Origin of the sequence: Sphingomonas sp. PP-CE-3G-477, assembly GCF_003050745.1 — a bacterium.
Classification (GTDB): domain Bacteria; phylum Pseudomonadota; class Alphaproteobacteria; order Sphingomonadales; family Sphingomonadaceae; genus Sphingomonas.
Genome location: NZ_QAOF01000001.1, coordinates 1 through 16588, shown reverse-complemented (window position 1 = coordinate 16588; position 16588 = coordinate 1). Strand labels below are relative to the sequence as shown.

The 16588-nt window shown below is 63.6% G+C and carries 14 protein-coding genes and 1 pseudogene; 12 read left to right on the top strand and 3 right to left on the bottom strand.

Features of this window, described 5'->3' with window-relative positions; all coding sequences use genetic code 11:
• Nucleotides 1-2: 2 nt before the first annotated feature.
• A complete protein-coding gene (locus C8J45_RS19695) occupies nt 3-707 on the bottom strand; it encodes an OmpA family protein (RefSeq protein WP_107961390.1) in 705 nt (234 codons plus the stop codon).
• 269 nt (nt 708-976) lie between these two features.
• On the opposite strand from C8J45_RS19695, the gene C8J45_RS00070 reads away from it, so the two are divergent.
• From C8J45_RS00070 to C8J45_RS00025, 10 genes are read left to right on the top strand one after another with little or no spacing between them, the layout of a single operon-like run.
• Nucleotides 977-3007 carry a type VI secretion system Vgr family protein gene (locus C8J45_RS00070; RefSeq protein WP_146168536.1) on the top strand — a complete coding sequence of 677 codons (2031 nt, stop codon included), beginning with the start codon at nt 977-979 and terminating at the stop codon, nt 3005-3007.
• Nucleotides 3008-3010: 3 nt separating this feature from the next.
• On the top strand, nt 3011-3583 hold the full coding sequence (locus tag C8J45_RS00065) for a DUF6931 family protein (protein WP_107961388.1): 573 nt from the start codon (nt 3011-3013) through the stop codon (nt 3581-3583).
• Nucleotides 3580-5079, top strand: a complete 1500-nt coding sequence (gene tagH, locus C8J45_RS00060) for a type VI secretion system-associated FHA domain protein TagH (protein WP_107961387.1) — start codon at nt 3580-3582, stop codon at nt 5077-5079. Before C8J45_RS00065 ends, tagH begins: the two co-directional genes overlap by 4 nt.
• 32 nt (nt 5080-5111) lie before the next feature.
• Nucleotides 5112-5594 (top strand): DcrB-related protein, encoded by a 483-nt coding sequence (locus C8J45_RS00055; RefSeq protein WP_146168535.1) that lies wholly within the window; start codon nt 5112-5114, stop codon nt 5592-5594.
• The gene (locus tag C8J45_RS00050; RefSeq protein WP_107961385.1) at nt 5591-10090 is read left to right on the top strand and encodes an RHS repeat-associated core domain-containing protein; all 4500 of its coding nucleotides are present in this window, start codon (nt 5591-5593) and stop codon (nt 10088-10090) included. Before C8J45_RS00055 ends, C8J45_RS00050 begins: the two co-directional genes overlap by 4 nt.
• Before the next feature lie 9 nt (nt 10091-10099).
• On the top strand, nt 10100-10684 hold the full coding sequence (locus C8J45_RS00045; protein WP_107961384.1) for a hypothetical protein: 585 nt from the start codon (nt 10100-10102) through the stop codon (nt 10682-10684).
• 49 nt (nt 10685-10733) lie between these two features.
• Nucleotides 10734-11366 carry an RHS repeat-associated core domain-containing protein gene (locus C8J45_RS00040; RefSeq protein WP_308811319.1) on the top strand — a complete coding sequence of 211 codons (633 nt, stop codon included), beginning with the start codon at nt 10734-10736 and terminating at the stop codon, nt 11364-11366.
• An 8-nt stretch (nt 11367-11374) separates the two neighbouring features.
• On the top strand, nt 11375-11668 hold the full coding sequence (locus tag C8J45_RS00035) for a hypothetical protein (RefSeq protein ID WP_181321040.1): 294 nt from the start codon (nt 11375-11377) through the stop codon (nt 11666-11668).
• A 10-nt stretch (nt 11669-11678) separates the two neighbouring features.
• Nucleotides 11679-12218 (top strand): hypothetical protein, encoded by a 540-nt coding sequence (locus C8J45_RS00030; RefSeq protein ID WP_107961381.1) that lies wholly within the window; start codon nt 11679-11681, stop codon nt 12216-12218.
• Nucleotides 12215-12952 carry a hypothetical protein gene (locus C8J45_RS00025; protein ID WP_107961380.1) on the top strand — a complete coding sequence of 246 codons (738 nt, stop codon included), beginning with the start codon at nt 12215-12217 and terminating at the stop codon, nt 12950-12952. The genes C8J45_RS00030 and C8J45_RS00025 overlap by 4 nt, the downstream gene beginning before the upstream one ends.
• Before the next feature lie 586 nt (nt 12953-13538).
• On the opposite strand, the gene C8J45_RS00020 is transcribed toward C8J45_RS00025, so the two are convergent.
• Nucleotides 13539-14339 (bottom strand): hypothetical protein, encoded by an 801-nt coding sequence (locus C8J45_RS00020; RefSeq protein ID WP_107961379.1) that lies wholly within the window; start codon nt 14337-14339, stop codon nt 13539-13541.
• A complete protein-coding gene (locus C8J45_RS00015) occupies nt 14336-14875 on the bottom strand; it encodes a bifunctional 2-polyprenyl-6-hydroxyphenol methylase/3-demethylubiquinol 3-O-methyltransferase UbiG (protein ID WP_181321039.1) in 540 nt (179 codons plus the stop codon). The genes C8J45_RS00020 and C8J45_RS00015 overlap by 4 nt, the downstream gene beginning before the upstream one ends.
• 563 nt (nt 14876-15438) lie before the next feature.
• Between C8J45_RS00015 and C8J45_RS00010 the strand changes: the two genes are divergently transcribed.
• Nucleotides 15439-16077, top strand: coding sequence for a hypothetical protein (locus C8J45_RS00010; RefSeq protein WP_107961377.1), 639 nt, complete (start codon nt 15439-15441; stop codon nt 16075-16077).
• Nucleotides 16041-16526: pseudogene (locus C8J45_RS00005) on the top strand (IS21 family transposase); the annotation flags it as partial. The gene C8J45_RS00010 and the pseudogene C8J45_RS00005, both read left to right, overlap by 37 nt.
• Nucleotides 16527-16588: the final 62 nt, after the last annotated feature.

Genomic DNA, 16588 nt, shown 5'->3' with positions numbered 1-16588 from the left:
GCTCAGGATATCAACTCCGCTTCCACCCGACGATTGACCGGATCGGTCTTGGCGCGGCCGGGGAGAGGTGCGCTTGCACCATAGCCACGAACCTCGAGCCGCTTGCCTTCGACGCCCAGGATCACGAGGTAGTCGGCCACGGCCTTCGCACGGGCCGCCGACAAGGGGACGTTGATGCGTGATCCACCACGCAGATCGGTATGCCCTTCGATGAGGAACCGCTTGCCGGTGAGTTCAGGCATCAACAGCGAGCGCGCGAAGACCTGGGTCGCACGCGTGCCTTCGGCGGTGAGCTGCGCGGAATTGCGCTCGAAACTGATCATGAGGTCGGCACGCGGCCGACCAATGGCGACGGCACCAACGCCGACGGCACCCACGACGGGAGCTGCTGCACCGTAGTTCGCCCGGCGTGGCGACCGGCCGTATTGACGCTGCGCCTGGGCGGGGGCCCGCACGACGCCGCGCGATTGACCCGACGGCCGCAGAGCGAGACTGTTCGCTTCCGTCGCCGAGGCCGGCTTTGCCAGTCGAAATCCCTTCGTGCTGGGTGCCGCACGCGTTTCTACCGGAGCTGCGTCGCCAGTGCCGCACTTGCCTGCGAAAGTACAGAGATAGCCCTCCACGCTCGGCCTTCCAGCCTCCTGCGCATCGACGGCGGTGGCGAACCCCAGGATCGCCAATGGAAGTGTCAGCATCCGCAACGACATGTCTTACTCCCGCGCATGAACTAGATGCCGCCGGACATTAGGACCCGTCCGAACATCAGGCAACCCATGACCGCAAACAACAGGGTTAACTGCGGTGGCTCGTTTGTTAACGTTGACTTGGACGTGTCGCGGCCGCCTTGCTCAACGCACGAATGTTTTAAGCCTCACCGTCGATGTCGTGGTCGCACCGCAGGCCATTGTAGGATGGCCCCGGCATGGGTAGAACGCAGATCCTCGCGTGACAGCAGCGCGATCGGCTGGAGTGCTTGGTGACAGACACGACGCAGCGCCTGACCCAGATGGCGATCGACGTTGGCGACGAACAGGTCGTCCTCGAGCGAATTCGAAGCGTGGAACGAATCGGCACGCCGTTCGCGGTGCAGGCCGACATAATCTCGCCACTGGAGATCGATCTCCAGCCCCATCTCGGAAAACCCGCGTCGTTAAGCGTGCTTGAGGACGGCGAGCTGCTTCGCCATTTCCATGGCCTCGTGACGGCGGGGGAATACATGAAGGAGACGCAGGCGGGGCACCACTACCGGCTCTCGATCCGCCCCTGGACCTTCTACCTCGATCAGAACCGCCAGATGGCGATCTATCAGGACAGGACGGTCGTGCAGATCGTCAAGCAGGTCATCGAGAGCGCCGGCATCCCGGACGTCGACTACACGCGACTGGTGCTGCCTCGCGTTCCGCGCGCGTACACCGTGCAGTACCGAGAGAGCGACTTCGCCTTCGTCTCACGCCTGTTGGAGGAGGAAGGCATCTACTACTTCTTCCAGCACGATGCCGATCGTCACGTCATGGTGCTGTGCGAGGGGCCGGCTTCGCATCAGCCCGGCAAGCCGACGCAGCTCAAGTACAACGCGAACAGCGTATCGGTCTTCACGGCCGACTCGAAATCCCGGTTCGGTTCGCAGGGGGACTATCTTCAGACCTGGGTGGAGCGGGTGGCCTCGACCGCCGAGGCCCGGGTCACCGTCCGCGACTTCGATTTTGAGTCGCCCGATCAACCGCTGTCTGCCGAGGCCGCCGGCGAAGGGGCACACCCCCGCGACGACCGGGAGATCTTCGTCTATCCCGGCCGCTACACCCGGGAGAAGACCGGCCGTGGCGAGCAGGAACAGACAGGACGCGAACGTGGCCAGGCGCTTCTCGACGCGCATCGCTCGGGCCGGCGGACGTTCAGCGGCACATCGCAGTCGGCAGGCCTGACGACCGGCTTTCGGGTCGATGTCGCGGACCATCCCGCCGCGAGGATGAACGCGTCCTACCTGATCACGGGCGCAGAACACTCGATCGCGTCGGAAAGCTATCGATCGGGGCAGCAGGACGACGAGGACTCGTTCAACGTCAGGTTCGAGGCCATCCCGGCCGACACCGTGTTCCGCCCCCGCCCCGCGACCGCGCGTCCGCGCGTCCAAGGGCTGGAGTCCGCGATCGTCACCGGCCCCCCTGGCGAGACGATCTACACGGACGAATATGGCCGCGTGAAGGTGCGCTTCCACTGGGACCGTGCCGACACGCCGGGTGAACGATCAACCTGCTGGATCCGCGTGTCGCAGACCGGCGGCCTCGGCAACGTGATCCTGCCCCGAGTCGGGCACGAGGTCCTGGTCGACTTCCTCGACGGCGATCCGGATCGACCGCTGATCGTCGGGCGGGTGTTCAACAAGGCGCACATGCCGACCTACGAACTGCCGGCCAACAAGACACGGGCGGTCTGGCGCACTCTCACCTATGGTAGTTCCGGCAGCTATCCCGAGAGCGAGGCACTCGACAGCGGCAGCAACCGGACCTCGAACGAAATCCGTTTCGAGGATCAGGGCGGGCAGGAGGAACTGTTCATCCACGCCGAACGCGACATGAACAGCCGCGTTCGCTTCGACGAGAGCCGCCACGTCGGTCACAGCCAGGAACGCCGCGTCGGTCTCGACAGAAGCACGAACATCGGCCGCGACGAAGGCAAGAAGATCGGGCGCGACCGCGCGACGCATGTCGTTGGCAAGGACGATCTGCTGGTGAACGGCAGCCTGTCGATCGAGTCGAAGACGTCGATCACGCTGCGGGTCGGCAACTCGGTTGTCGCGATCGGCCCGAACGGCATCATGATCCAGTCGCCCCACGTCCAGATCCAGGCCGGGATGGACGCGATCATCAATGCCGGCGGCCAGACGCGGATCAATGGCGCGAGCATCCTGACGCTCAACGGCGGCACCACCCAGATCAACCCGGAGGGCCTCGGTGCCGGGGCCTTCGGGTCCAGCCTCGATTTCGGTCCCGCCGCGGGCGAAGGCTGACCGATGGCACAGGCATGGGGGGCGGTGCGGCTGACCGAAGCGCGTCAGGTAGCAGGATTGATGGGCGTCGACCCGGACGATCGTCCGCCTGCCGACGTCCCGGTCCAGACGCACTACGACGCGTTGCGCGCCGGCAACCTCCGATCCGCCGCGCTGCAGTATCTCGGTCATGCGCTGCCGCGGCTCGAAGCGATCGCCTGGGCGGCACGGGTCGTTGCCGACAACGCCGCCGCCAACCCGTCTCCGCCTCGCGTACGCCATGCGCTCGATGTCGCCCTGCGCTGGCTGGATGAGCCGACCGAAGCACACCGTCGCGCGGCGGGCGAAGCGGCCGATGCGATCTCTCAGCCGGCGGCGGAACGGCTCCTTGCGTCCGCGGTGTTCTTCTCAGGTGGTTCGATCGTCGCAGCGAACGCGTCGCCGGTCGTTCCGCCCGACCATGTGGCCGCGCGCTACGCCGTGGGCGCGATCGACGAGGCGACTCGCCGAACGGCGGACCGCGACGCCGCACTGGAGTCGGCGCTGGCGCTGGGCGAGCGCATCGCCGAGCAGGGCATGGCTGCGCTCGACCGATGACGTTGACACTCGCCATCGAGGGTTCGAGGCAGCTCGACAACGGGTCGCCGAGCGAACTCGTGCTGGATCGTCGCGGCGCGATCGTCGGCCGGGCAGCGACCTGCGACTGGGCTCTTCCCGACCCTACGCGCTACATATCGTCCCGGCATTTCGAGGTCCGGTTCGACAACGGCGGCTATGTACTGATCGACTGCAGCACCAACGGGACGACCCTCGCGACCACCGGGGAGCGCCTCGCCTCTCCCCATCGCATCGCGGATGGCGACCGGTTCCAGGTCGGCGCCTTCGTCATCGGCGCCCGCCTGACCGGAAGTGCGCAGGCACGCGTCGATCCGTCGGCACCGTCTGCGACCCCGGTCTGGCAAGGCTGGGACGACGACCCGACGTCGGCCCAGACGACGAACGGTTCGAGCTTCTCGTCGGCGTCCAGTGGCTGGGACGCACCGCCACCACAGGCTTCGGGTATCGGAACCTCGGGAGGCTGGCAGCCCCAGGTGGGACCGACGCTCGCGCGTCGCGAGGACCATCAGGCGGCGGCGGGCTGGGCCTCAGGACCGTCATTCCCCTCCACCGCGTCCGGCCAGGCCGCCTCGCCCGCATCGCGTGGCAGCGGCTGGCAGCCGGACGCCGCCGCCGCCCTGCCCCAGACCACTTCGGTCTGGGACGAGGCAACACCGCCGCCACCGCCGGCCTCGGCGTGGTCCAGTGCGGCACCCGCACAGTCCGCGCCGTTATCGCCCGACGACCTGTGGGGTCGGATCGCGGAGGGGAACGTGGTAGATTGGGCACGGGGCGGCTTCGGTCAGCCGGTAGAAGCGCCGCGCGATCCACTGGGCCTTTCTCCTGCGCCGAGCAGCGCGGCACTTCCACGACAGACTCCGTCCGCGCCCCCGGCGGCGCCGATCGCCGCCCCCTCCCCACCCGGTGGCTCGGATGCCTTCGCCCGCGGTGCAGGAGTCGGCCGGGACTTCGCCGGCAGCGACCAGTCGCTTGCCCGCGCCGGGGGCCTCTTCCGCCGCCTCGTCGCGGGGCTCGTCGTCATGGTCGAAGCGCGCGCGCGGGCGAAGGCTCAACTCGGAGCCGAGGCGACGGCGTTCAGTCCCGATGGCCACAACCCGCTGAAGTTCGCGCGCACGCCGGACGAAGCGATCATGATGCTGCTCGGTCCGCAGCAGCCCGGCTTCCAGTCCTCGGAACAGGCGATCGAGGACGCCTTCCGCGACCTGCAATCGCATCAGGTGGCTACGCTGCGTGCGATGCAGGGTGCTCTGCGAGCCACGCTCGAGCGGTTCTCGCCGACCGCCATACGCGCCCGTGCGAACGCCGGCGGCATGATCGAACGCATTCTTCCCGCGGCGCGCGACGCGGCATTGTGGCAAGCCTATGAACGCGAGTTCGGTGGGGTCGCGCAGGGTTCGGACGAGGCGTTTCTGGAGATGTTCGCCAAGGAATTCCGTCAGGCCTACAACGAACAGTCGCGAGAAGCCGGCCGTTAAGCCAGGCGTACGACTGGTGTTGGGATAAGACGTTGGCAGATCGCGATCCCGGGCGGTATGAACAGGCAACGATGATCAGTGTGAGGGCATGCTGCGTGTACCGAATTGCTGAGGGATCCATCACCCATGCGGGTGAGTGGCAGGATCAGAGCATAAACGTGCTCTTGCCGCAAAACGCAAAGGTGCAGGGTGCCAACCTCGTCATCGCGCGGGATACGGTGCCTCTGGGCCTAACCTTCCACGACTATGTCGTGCAACATCGTCAGGCCCTCTCGGCACAACTGGCCGGGATCGAGATGATTGCGGACACCGCGGGCACGATCGATGGCCACGAGGCTCATTTTCTCGAACTGCGCTGGCGAAGCGACGGCAAGCCGATCCATCAGGTCATGGCGATGGTTGTCCACGATGCGAATGCGGTGCTGCAGTTCACCGGATCCGTTCCGGGCGGATACGACGAGGACACCCGTAACGCGCTGATCGCCGCGATTACGTCCTTCACGTTCACGCCGTGACCGATACGCCGACCGCGGACGAGACGCTGCGCGGCCTGCGCGAGCGGACGGCGGCATCGAGCAATGCGGGCACCGTGGCCGCCATCTCGACGACCGGACACGTCGCATCGGGCGGCATTGCCGTCGCGGGCGCGTACTCGGCCTATCAGTCGGGCGGCATGGCAGCGCTGCGGTGCTTCGGTGGTCGGGTCGCCGCGCCGCTCGCGGGCGCGATGGCGGGCGCCTGGGTCGCCGAACAGGTCCACGCCGACGAGGCTGCCTTCTGGGTCGCGCAGCAGTTCGGTGCGCAGCGCGTCGCGACGCCGGGTCCGCAGCCCGCGCACGTCACGCACCAGATCGCGCACGACAACACCTTCAACGGCATCCTGGCCGGGCTGGTCGCGGGCATCGTTGTCGGCGCGGTCGTCGCGGTCAGCGCCGCTGCGATCATAGGGACGGCGGGCATGGCGGCGCCGCTGGTCGGTGCGGCGGTGGCGTTCGGCGCCGGGGCGGCGGGCGGGTTCGTCGGCGCCGCCGTGGCGGGCGCGGGCGCCAAGACCGCGACGCTGTCCGGTCCGATCGCCACCGGTTCGCCGACCGTCTTCTTCGAGAGCAAGCCGGTCGCCCGCGTCAGCGACACTGCAGCCTGTACCAAACACCCGGGAACCCCGCCTTCGCAGATCATCGAGGGCAGCAAGACGATCTTCGTCAACAGCCTTCCCCTCGCGCGGATCGGGCACAGACTCTCCTGCGATGCCGTCGTACAGGAGGGCTGCAGGACCATCTCCGCGGACAATACCACGGCGAGCTACGGCACGCCCGACGCGGCGCTTTCGGTGACGGAGCAACTGGTGCTATCGATCGCGGAGGTCGCCGGGATGCGGTCGGCGGTTCGTCAGGGCGGGCTGCTCAGCGGCGCGCTGCGTCGGCTGTTCGGCGAACCGGTCGACATCGTGACCGGCGATTACGCCGACCAGCGCGTCGATTTCGAATATCCCGGGATCCTCCCGCTGGTCCTGGCGCGGGTCTATCCTGGCAAGATGCAGGTCGCCGGTCTGCTCGGCTCGAGGTGGATCTGCAACTGGTCTCAACGCCTTCTGCTCGATCACGCCACCGGAACCGCCCTTCTCGAAGATGCCGAGGGGCAACGCCTCGTGTTCGCGATCGGAGATTCGCCACAGGTCGATGCAAGACACCTCAAGGCGCCGTACTATCGGCTGACCGGCGGGCACGCCGAGCTCCGACTGTTCGACAGCCGTACGCAGCAGTTCCTCCTGTTCTCGCGTGGCCTCGATCCCGCGATCCTGGACTTGGCGGGAATCGAGGATCGCAATGGCAACCGGATCGTCTTCCAGCGCGACGGGAACCGCCACCTGCGCACGATCCGGCATTCGGACGGGACGACGTTCCGCGTTGAGACGACGGCTGAAGGGTGGCTCCGTACGGTTTGGATGGTGGGGGAAACCGACCCCGTCGTGCAGTACACGTATGACGCCCGAGGCCGCATGTTGCAGAAGTCGAGCACGTCGACCGGCGAGTTCGCGTATCGTTACACCGCCGAGGGCTGGCTGAACGGCTGGCGCGACAGTGGCCTGACGTCGGTGGAGATCGACTACGACGCAGCGGGGCGCGTCGTCGGGACACGCACCGGCGACGGGATGTTTAACGACCGCTTCCTGTATTTTCCCCAAGAGCGCCGGTCGCGCTACATCGACGCGACAGGCGCGGCCACCAGCGTTCGCTATGATCAGAACAACCTCGTCACGGAGGAGACGGACCCGCTGGGTGCGGTGACCGTGAGCGAATGGGACGCGCTCGAACGCCTGCAGCGGCGGATCGACCCAGCCGGCCGCGAGACCCGCTTCGCCTACGACGGCGACGGCCGGCTCATCGCGCAGACCGACTGGAGCGGTCGCACCGCCGGATGGCGCTACGACCGCTGGGGTGCGCTGGTCCAGTTCACAGGTATCGAAGGCAGCGCCAGTTGGACCCGGGACGCACAAGGAAACATCGTCGCCTGGAAGAGCGCGGACGGCGGGTCGGGGACGGCGCAGTACGACGGGCGCGGAGCGCTCGTGGCGGAGAAGGCAGCAGGATACGGCGAGACCACATGGGACAATGACGGCGCCGGCCGTCCGATCGCTCAGCAGGCCCCCGGCGACCGCGTCACGCGCTACGACTGGGACCGGATGGGGCGGCTACTCCATGCACGCGATCCCGCCGGACGGAGCCATGCCTGGAGCCACGTCCGCGGCCCCGACAATCCCCGCGGTGCGGTAAGCGGCGCGCGCGGCCCCGATGGCGCCGAGACCCGGTTCGCCTATGACCGCGAAGGGCTGATCGCCGCGCGTATCAGGAGTGACGGACAGACAACGCGGTTCGTGCACGGCGCGTTCGATACGCTGCGCCGCGTCATCGACCCGCTCGGCGCAGTCACCCAGTTCGGCTACGACACGGCGGGTCGGCTCGCCAGCATCACCGACGCGTTGGGACAGCATTGGCAGTTCCGCTATGATCCCGCCGGCCGGCTCGCCGCGCAGGTTGATTGGGCGGGGCGCGAGACGCTGTACCACCGCGACAGCCTCGGTCGGATCCAGGCGAAGCGCATGCCCGACGCCACCGAGCAGCATTTCGATTGGGACGAGCGCGACCGCATCATGCGGGTCACCGCCGGCGACGATGCGATCTCGTATCGGTACGACGACCAGGATCGGCTGGTCGGCGCCAGCACCTGGCATCTGGCCGATGGCGTGCCGAGCCGCATCGCCGACGTGACGCTGCGCTACGACACCCATGGCCGACTGGTCGCCGAAGAGCAGAACGGCACCGCGATCACCTATCGCTACGACGCCGCCGGTCGTTGCATCGGCCGGTCGAGCCCGAGTGGCGACACCGCGCTGACCTTTGACGATTACGGGCTGCTCAAGCGATACGAAAGCAACGGCCACGCCCTTCGGTTCGGCCACGATGCAAGTGGACTGGAGACACTGCGCGAGGTCCTCGCGATCGGCCAGCGCACCGCGTTCCAGCTCCGTCAGAGCTACGATCCTTCCGGGCGACTCGAGGAACAGCGCGCCGGCGGCGTCGCAGTCTTTTCGGCGAAGGGGCAGCGTCCCGACGCGCTGGTTCGCCGGTATGACTGGGATCACGCCGGGAGGCTGACTGGTATAGCCGATTCCGGTTCGGCCGAAGGCAGGACCGGCGAGACGCGGTATGGCTATGACCTGCGCGACCAGGCGGTCGCGGTCGAACGGCCAGGCCACAACGAAACCTATCGCTACGACGCGTTGATGAACCTTGCCGAAGGCCTGGCGGGCGAACAGCGATACTGGCGCGACTGCGTGGTCGAGGCCGGCCCCAATCGATTCAGGTACGACGCCCGCGGCCGGATGGTCGAGCGCGTGCTGACCCAGGATGGGTTCCGGCCGCGGCGTTGGCGGTATCGCTGGGACGGCTTCGATCGAATGGTCGGGCTGGAGACGCCGGAAGGCGCGCGGTGGCGCTACACCTACGACGCGTTCGGACGTCGCGTCGGCAAGCTCCTGCTGGGCGCGCCCGATCGCCGGCGAGTCGACTACGTCTGGCAGGGACAGGCGCTCGCCGAAGCATGGTACCGCCGTGACGGCGACAGCGACGGCGACGACAGCGGTCCCAGCACGCGGATAGAACGTTGGCATTTCGAACCGGATGGCGTTCGCCCGCTCGCGAGGGAGGCGGTCGTTGCCAGCGGGCGGGATCTCGCCGCCGCCACGCTGGACAGCGAATGGCTGGTGGTCGTGGCCGACCAGATCGGCACCCCGACGGCGTTGTTCGACACCGGCGGCGCCCAACGCTGGACATGCGACGCCACGCTCTGGGGACGCGCCCGCACCGCACGCGATCTTATGCGCGCGCGAAGCGAGGACGAGCGCGCGTCAGACGATCAGCCGTCCTGCGCACTGCGGTTTCCGGGACAGTGGGAAGACGCCGAAAGCGGGCTGCACTATAATCTGAACCGCTATTATGATCCCGACACTGGCCAGTATCTATCGCCCGATCCGATCGGCATAGACGGCGGCTTGCGGACCCATGCGTATGTGTCCGATCCGATGGCCTGGATCGATCCGGAGGGGCTTTCAGACGCGCCCGGCACCGTCACGTATCCCCTCCATCCCACGTTAACACCGCAGTCCGGGAGCTATTCAAGTGGCATCGCGAGGGCTTGGGCTCAGGAACAGGGACTGGTCCGCGCAACAGGAAACGGAACGGTGAACTGGACGAGCGCCCAACGGCAGGAACTGTTACAAACCGGCCGGGTCCGCGGCTATACCGGGCACCATATCAATAACGCTGCAACCGCCCCTGCTTGGGAAGGTGATCCGCGTAATATTCGGTTTCTGTCGAACGGACGTGCAAACCTTCCGAACGACCATCTTTACAGCAATCAGGGTCATCGTGGTAATTGGCAGAATAGCACCAGCGGACGCCTTATCGATCGTCAGGAAATGATACGACGGTTCCGCGCAGGATGCGTTTAGGAGAGTAATGTGAACTACACCGAGACAGTACATGATCTCGTCCAAGCCGGTGGGCTGGCTGGGCTCGCGATCCGCCTTCAAGCGCACGAAAAAGTAACGGACTTTGATCGGCAGGTTTTTGGTCAAGCTCTAGCCAACGATATCGCGTCGGCCGGTTATCCCGGTGGCATTGAGATACCGTGGACGGTCGAAGAGTTGTTCGTGTATTCGCTGGAGGATCTTCCGGATCGACAGGCGGGATACCGCTACGACGCCAATACGAACGCGGCGTCGGTCGATTGGGACTCCGACCGTTACGTGCTCGCTGATTGGGCCGCCAATCCGGTCAGTATCGGAAACGATGGAACTATCTGCTATTCGCGCCATGGTGACGGCGATTGGTCGTACATTCCGATTGCAACCGATCTACCCGCGTTCTTTAAAATGCTGGCGGCATGGCTGCGTTACTTCGTCGTCGAAAAGGGGAGCAATCTGTTCGACGACAATTTCGAGATCACTCAGGATACACGCGATACTCTGACAAGCATCGTGTTGGCCGATATCAGTCCCGAGTACGGGAACGCCGCAATGCGCTTCTTGCTTGGTGAAATCTAGAGTGCATCATCGGTTTGGGAGAATGCCCACGGCGCGTTCTCCATAATCTTTGAATGACCCGTATTGGCGTAGGTTATATACCGCTTGGATCGACTATGTCTGGCAAGGGCAGGCGCTCGCCGAAGCATGGTACCGCCGTGACGGCAACGACAGCGGTCCCAGCACGCGGATAGAACGTTGGCAATTCGAAAAGGATGGCGTTCGTCCGCTCGCAATGGAAGCGCTCGTTGCAGACGGGCGAGATCTCGCTGACGCCACGCGCGACAGCGAATGGCTGGTGGTCGTGGCCGACCAGATCGGCACCCCGACGGCGTTGTTCGACACCGACGGCGTCCAACGCTGGACATGCGACGCCACGCTCTGGGGACGCGCCCGCACCGCACGCGATCTCCTGCACGCGCGAAGTGAGGACAACCGCGCGTCGGACGATCAGCCGTCCTGCGCCTTGCGGTTTCTGGGACAGTGGGAAGACGCCGAAAGCGGGCTTCACTACAATTTGCACCGGTACTACGATCCGGATACGGGCCAGTACCTGTCACCCGATCCGATCGGTCTCGATGGCGGACTCAAGACACGTGCGTATGTTTATGATCCCCTCCGGTGGATGGATCGGTCTGGATTGCCGGATGCGGAGATTCAAGCCCGATACCCGAGAGCTACATGCGACCGAACGCTCAGATAGACATGCGCATGGCGCCTGCCAACTCGGGTACCAATGCCGCGGGATTCCCTCGCAACGGTCCCTGGTTCTGGCGACAAATCGCAAAGAACAATCCCGAATATTTCGACGCGTCCAATGCGGCCCGCATACAGACCGGTCGCTCTCCGCTGGTGAACGATACTTGGACCCAGCATTTCCCCGAACATCAGGGCTTTACTGGAAATAGGATCGTGCATCATCATATTGATCAGGGGCCGATAGCAACGCCAATTCCCGAAGCAGTTCACCATTCCTGGTACAGAGCCCTTCATCCGAACCAGTAGGAGTGACAGAATGGATGCAATTTCGTTTAAAGAGGCTCTCGCCGAGGCCAAGCCATCCGTGCAAGACCTCATCACAGCCGGCCTATCCGAGACCGAGGCTTCCCAGTTCCTGCTGAGCTACGACGTTGTTGACCGTATGGAAAAGCGGACTAGTGAAATACCCGACCCCACACTACGAGACCTGTTCTCGCGTTTCGACCCTTCCGGTGTCGAAATCGGCGTGGTTCGCCTATTAGAACATCCTAAATCTACGGAGTTTGGATGGGTTCTTGGGCTGGTAGAGTCTGATCTTATACTAATTGATCGGAATAGCGATGAAATCGTGTCGATTGATCATAATGTTCCTGGGCACGTGGTTTGGAGATGCTCGAAGGATGGAAATTCTTTGTTGTCGGCTCTAGCGGTCTCCGCCAAATACATTTCCGGCCTAGTTCTCGAACATGACTACGATGAGACGTACAAGCAGGACACTTTAACTAAGTGCACAGACTTAGCCGGCGGAAGCCGTTACTCTGATTTTTTCCGAATGCTTTTGATCTTGGACGAATGATCTTGGCTTATAACCAATTTACCGATGAGCCACTTATCGAACAGATAAAAGCCTCCGTTGAAGGTAAATACACGCCTGATCCGCCTATCTACTTCTCTGACGTAGACCAGGTTTTCATATTGGATGGGAACTGGATCCATATGCAACCAGTTGATCACATCAAGTCATATCTCGACGGCAAGACGAAAATTGCTGCGTTCTACGACACGGTGACAAAAGATAAACAGCTACAGGCGTACATCGAACAAGCTACAGATATTCCGCCATATACGAACGATGGCGACCTTTTACTTTACATATTAAATCAAAATCCGGCTGCCGTCGTGTCTGACATTAATATAAAGGACGCTCTTGCAAAGTTTCTTAAGGTCATGGAGGTCGAACATCACATAGACCAGACGTCCTTGGACAGGTACGAATTGGTATTGGACGCCACACCAGAATGGCTCTCCCTCCCCGATGCGTACATTGACATACTGCTCGAAAACATTCCCACGACGCTTGGCCGCACTGCTCGGGTTAAAGCGATTAAGAACAAGATCTCTGACGAATTTCGCTTTCTGAAGAAGCCGCCCAAATGGCTTCAAGAACCGGCATGGATGTTTGCGGGAGACCGGCCGCTGATCTTCATCGGCCAGCTCGACTTGGGTGACCTTCTGCATGACGATGCTCAGGTCTATGTATTTTTTGACAACAGTAATCAGGCGTTCCTCACGGTCAAACAATGCGCCTGACGTTAAAAGGTGTCGATGACGACCGATGCCGTTACTATCGAATACCCTCTCTTCCTAACGAGAGGAGTATGATCATTCGCCTTCCTCGACGCATCAACTGCACCGACCCATCAAGCTACATTCCATTACCCCTTGCCGCCCCCTGAAACTCGCCTTCCGTTCACGCTCGTCCAGAACGTGGTCAATCCGACCGGGAGCGTATCCAAGGCGCGTCCGCATCTCGTCGAGGCAGTACAGTCCCTTCGTAGCAGCGATCGCTCCTATGTCAGCCGATTTCGCTCCACCCGAATACGGCAGATTGGTGTCGCCACACGTTCGATTCATGTTCGCGGATAGGTGGCCAGCGTGGTCGCGCAGGGAGGTCGTACGCACCTCGTTCGCTTCTTTACCATTGGTAATGCCGACGTTGTTTGATCGAGCTCGAGAACGGACGACGGATGCTGTTCGACTTAACTGACATGCGCATCAAGTAGCTCGCCACGCCTTTGAGCGCAGCGAAGAGCTAGCCGGATACTGCGGAGGGTCCGCGTGACCGAGGCGGTTCAAACCGCTCACATAGGCCTGTCGTTTCGACCAGCATCCTTTCTCAGGGTTTAGCCAGGTTATCGGAAAGGTCGAGATCCTGCATCGCTCCATGCGGACGGTACGGCGCACTGCGCAGCAACTCCCTCCGCGTCTGCAACCGGACAAGTTCCAATGCCATGATGCCGTCCAACTCACGGGGATAGACGTAATCCCCGAACCTTGCCGGGTTCTCGTCCAGGCTGCCCTTGTATGCCAGTTCGAGAAACCGGAAGTGTGTGCTCGCCTTGCTGAAGTACGGAATCAGCTGCGGTGAGACGGCGGCCGCGCCGTTCTCCATCAGCAGCTTGCGGAGAGCTACGCCGTTGTCGACGACCACGGACAGCAGACTCGCGTCCCCGCTCGAAAGTCCGGCACGCCAACCCGGCGTCAGCAATGCGGTGAGGGTGCGGAAGTCGCTGACCGTCTGACCGCGTTTCAGCTCCGCCGCGAGCGTCTTGTTCTCCTCACTGAGCTGCATGAACGGTCCGACGAACTCCGACAAGCGCCGATCGATCGATTCGATCTCCAGCTCGTTGGTCTTCTGGATGATGCCAGCGCGTGAGCTCCGCTGCGTCGACCAGTAGCCGACGCCCGCGCCTAGCAAGGCGGCCAACGCGCTGAGGGCCGGCGTCAGGAGCGGGTTGGGCACGGACCTGCCGTCTGCCGGGACGGAGCCCGCGGCCACGACTCCGTAGCCAGAGCCCTGTGCGGTCATCGGCGCGCGCGGATCGGATGCATGCGTCGTGGCGAGCGAGGCGCACCCACCAAACATGATGGTCGCCCAAGTTAGACCAATGAACGCGATCAGGTGAGGACGGGTCATCGCCGCGCGAGGCTCGAAATCCAACCGGGCCCCGTCTTGCCACCGACGGCGTTCCTAGAAGCAGGCTCGCCTATCACCTCTATCACCCGGAGCCCCGCCGCCCGAAGGTGATCAGCCCACGAGTCCTCGTCATAGAGGGTGAACCAGCGCCCGGTGTCGTCCCTCACATCATCCGTCCCGCGCTTGACCGACGCGAACATCACGCCCCCCGGGCGGAGGATATGCGAAAATGACGATAGGACATCGGGAAGTTCAGACCGCTCGATATGAAGAAGCGATGCCATCGCCCACACTCCGTCGAACGACGCGTCCTCGAACGCCAGCGAACGCAGATCGCCCACATGCACCGGACATCCCGAATTGCGACGGGCGATCCGCGCCAGGCCAACCGACGCATCCACCCCTACGGGCTCGAACCCGAGCCGCGCCATCTGTGTGAGATCGCGTCCGGATCCACATCCCGCGTCAAGTATGCGCGCGCCCGGCGGTAACAGATCGACGAGACGTTGGAGCTGCCGCGAGGTGTCGATCGCCATCGTCGTCGCCGCGTAGCTCGCTGCGTGGTCGTCATAGTATTTCGTGATCCCGGCCATCCGGTCGGACCGCGACGTCCGCCGCGGTTCTGTTACGTGTCCATTCTGTCCGGTCGAAAGGATCATCTAGTTGGTCTCCGCAGCGAAGACATAGTATTATCGCGAGTCTCGCGCCAGCGGCGTCCCCAACCACGCGATACCTCGGTTCGAGTAAACCGTGATATGGCGGTACGGCGCGATACGGCAGGTCGCACGAGAAGCGTCGCGCAAGCGTGGCCAGCCCCGGCTGCGCATCAGCGAATCCATGACGCCTGAAGCGCCGTGTGATAGCCGGTGGCCATCGCAGAAGAGATCCTAGGGGAAGCACCATTACAAGCCCGACACCGCAAGCCGCCTGGGTCGCGATCGCCGGCAGGCTCGAGGGAATCGAGAGGACCGCGACGATCTACGCGGGGTTTCTCCGGAACTCGAGCTCGAAGTCGATGCCGGGGGCAGATGAGGTGATCTTCACGAGCTGCCTGTCGACATGAGATGCCATCAAGACTTTCGGAGAGACATTCGACGGATTGCTTCCCGAGAACGTTGATCGAGCCATCCAGCAGTTCGGGGTACAGAACGAGGTAGATTTCACCGCGACGAGGGACGGGACCGACTTCATTGCGAAACGCGTGTTCGTGATGAAGCTGATGATCCTCGCCGGCGAGATCACGCATGGCATGAACGATCATTCGGAGCAGATAAGGTCGACCGCCGAACTCGCCTTCAGGCATCTGCAGCAGCTGATAGTCGTCGATAAGGACGTGAAGAGGAAGTGGCAGGACGCCCTTGCAGCAGGCGGGGAGACCGAATGCGAGAAGCTCGGCGGCGTGCACCTGCTCTGGCATGGTATCCAGGCCTTCAAGGTCCACGGGGACGGCGGACGGACCGATCTCGTGTTCGCCGAACCGATCGAGGCGGCGGACACGGCCGGCGTTCAGGGTCTCGTACTCACTGAATGGAAAAAGGGTACCAAGGACAACGCGACGGGAAAGTACGCATCAGCCAAGCGACAAGCGGATCTCTACTCCGCGGGTGTGCTCGGAGGCGTCGAACTGAAACGATACAGGTTTCTCGTCCTCGTTTCCGAAAAGGCCGTTCGGCCGCCCGCCGATGAGGTTATTGAGGCCGTTACCGCCATGCCCGGGCGCAGGTCGAGGTGCGGCTGACCGCGCGCACCGTCGAGATCTTCCTCAGGGGCGAGCGGGTCGCGTCCCACATGCGCGGGTCCGGCAACGGCCATCACACCACCATCAACGACCATATGCCTTCGAGCCATCGCCGCTACGGCGACTGGACGGTCGAGCGCCTGCTCGATGAAGCCGGACGGCTTGGTCCGTCCGTTCGAATGCTGTGCGAGATGATCCTGAGCGACCGGCCACATCCCGAGCAGGGCTATCGCTCCTGCCTCGGCATAGTCCGGCTGGCACGCGCTTACGGTGCCATCCGTGTCGACGCCGCGTCGCTACGCGCTCTCGAGATCGGCGCGCGCAAATACGGCGCCGTCAAATCCATCCTCGAGAAGAAGCTCGACGCAGATCCGCTCCATCGTCCCCGCTCGGCCGGTGAGGTGAGCGTCGACCATCCCAACATTCGTGGCCCCAAATACTACCACTGAGGAGATAGCTCATGCTGATACATCCCACCCTCGACCAGCTGCAGGCGCTCGGCCTGCAGGGC

Coding starts and splice junctions, on each gene's coding strand:
- C8J45_RS00025 (WP_107961380.1), top strand. CDS start 12,215: ATGATCTTGGCTTATAACCAATTTACCGATGAGCCACTTATCGAACAG.
- C8J45_RS00020 (WP_107961379.1), bottom strand. CDS start 14,339: ATGACCCGTCCTCACCTGATCGCGTTCATTGGTCTAACTTGGGCGACC.
- C8J45_RS00015 (WP_181321039.1), bottom strand. CDS start 14,875: ATGGCGATCGACACCTCGCGGCAGCTCCAACGTCTCGTCGATCTGTTA.
- C8J45_RS19695 (WP_107961390.1), bottom strand. CDS start 707: ATGTCGTTGCGGATGCTGACACTTCCATTGGCGATCCTGGGGTTCGCC.
- C8J45_RS00065 (WP_107961388.1), top strand. CDS start 3,011: ATGGCACAGGCATGGGGGGCGGTGCGGCTGACCGAAGCGCGTCAGGTA.
- C8J45_RS00030 (WP_107961381.1), top strand. CDS start 11,679: ATGGATGCAATTTCGTTTAAAGAGGCTCTCGCCGAGGCCAAGCCATCC.
- tagH (WP_107961387.1), top strand. CDS start 3,580: ATGACGTTGACACTCGCCATCGAGGGTTCGAGGCAGCTCGACAACGGG.
- C8J45_RS00035 (WP_181321040.1), top strand. CDS start 11,375: ATGGCGCCTGCCAACTCGGGTACCAATGCCGCGGGATTCCCTCGCAAC.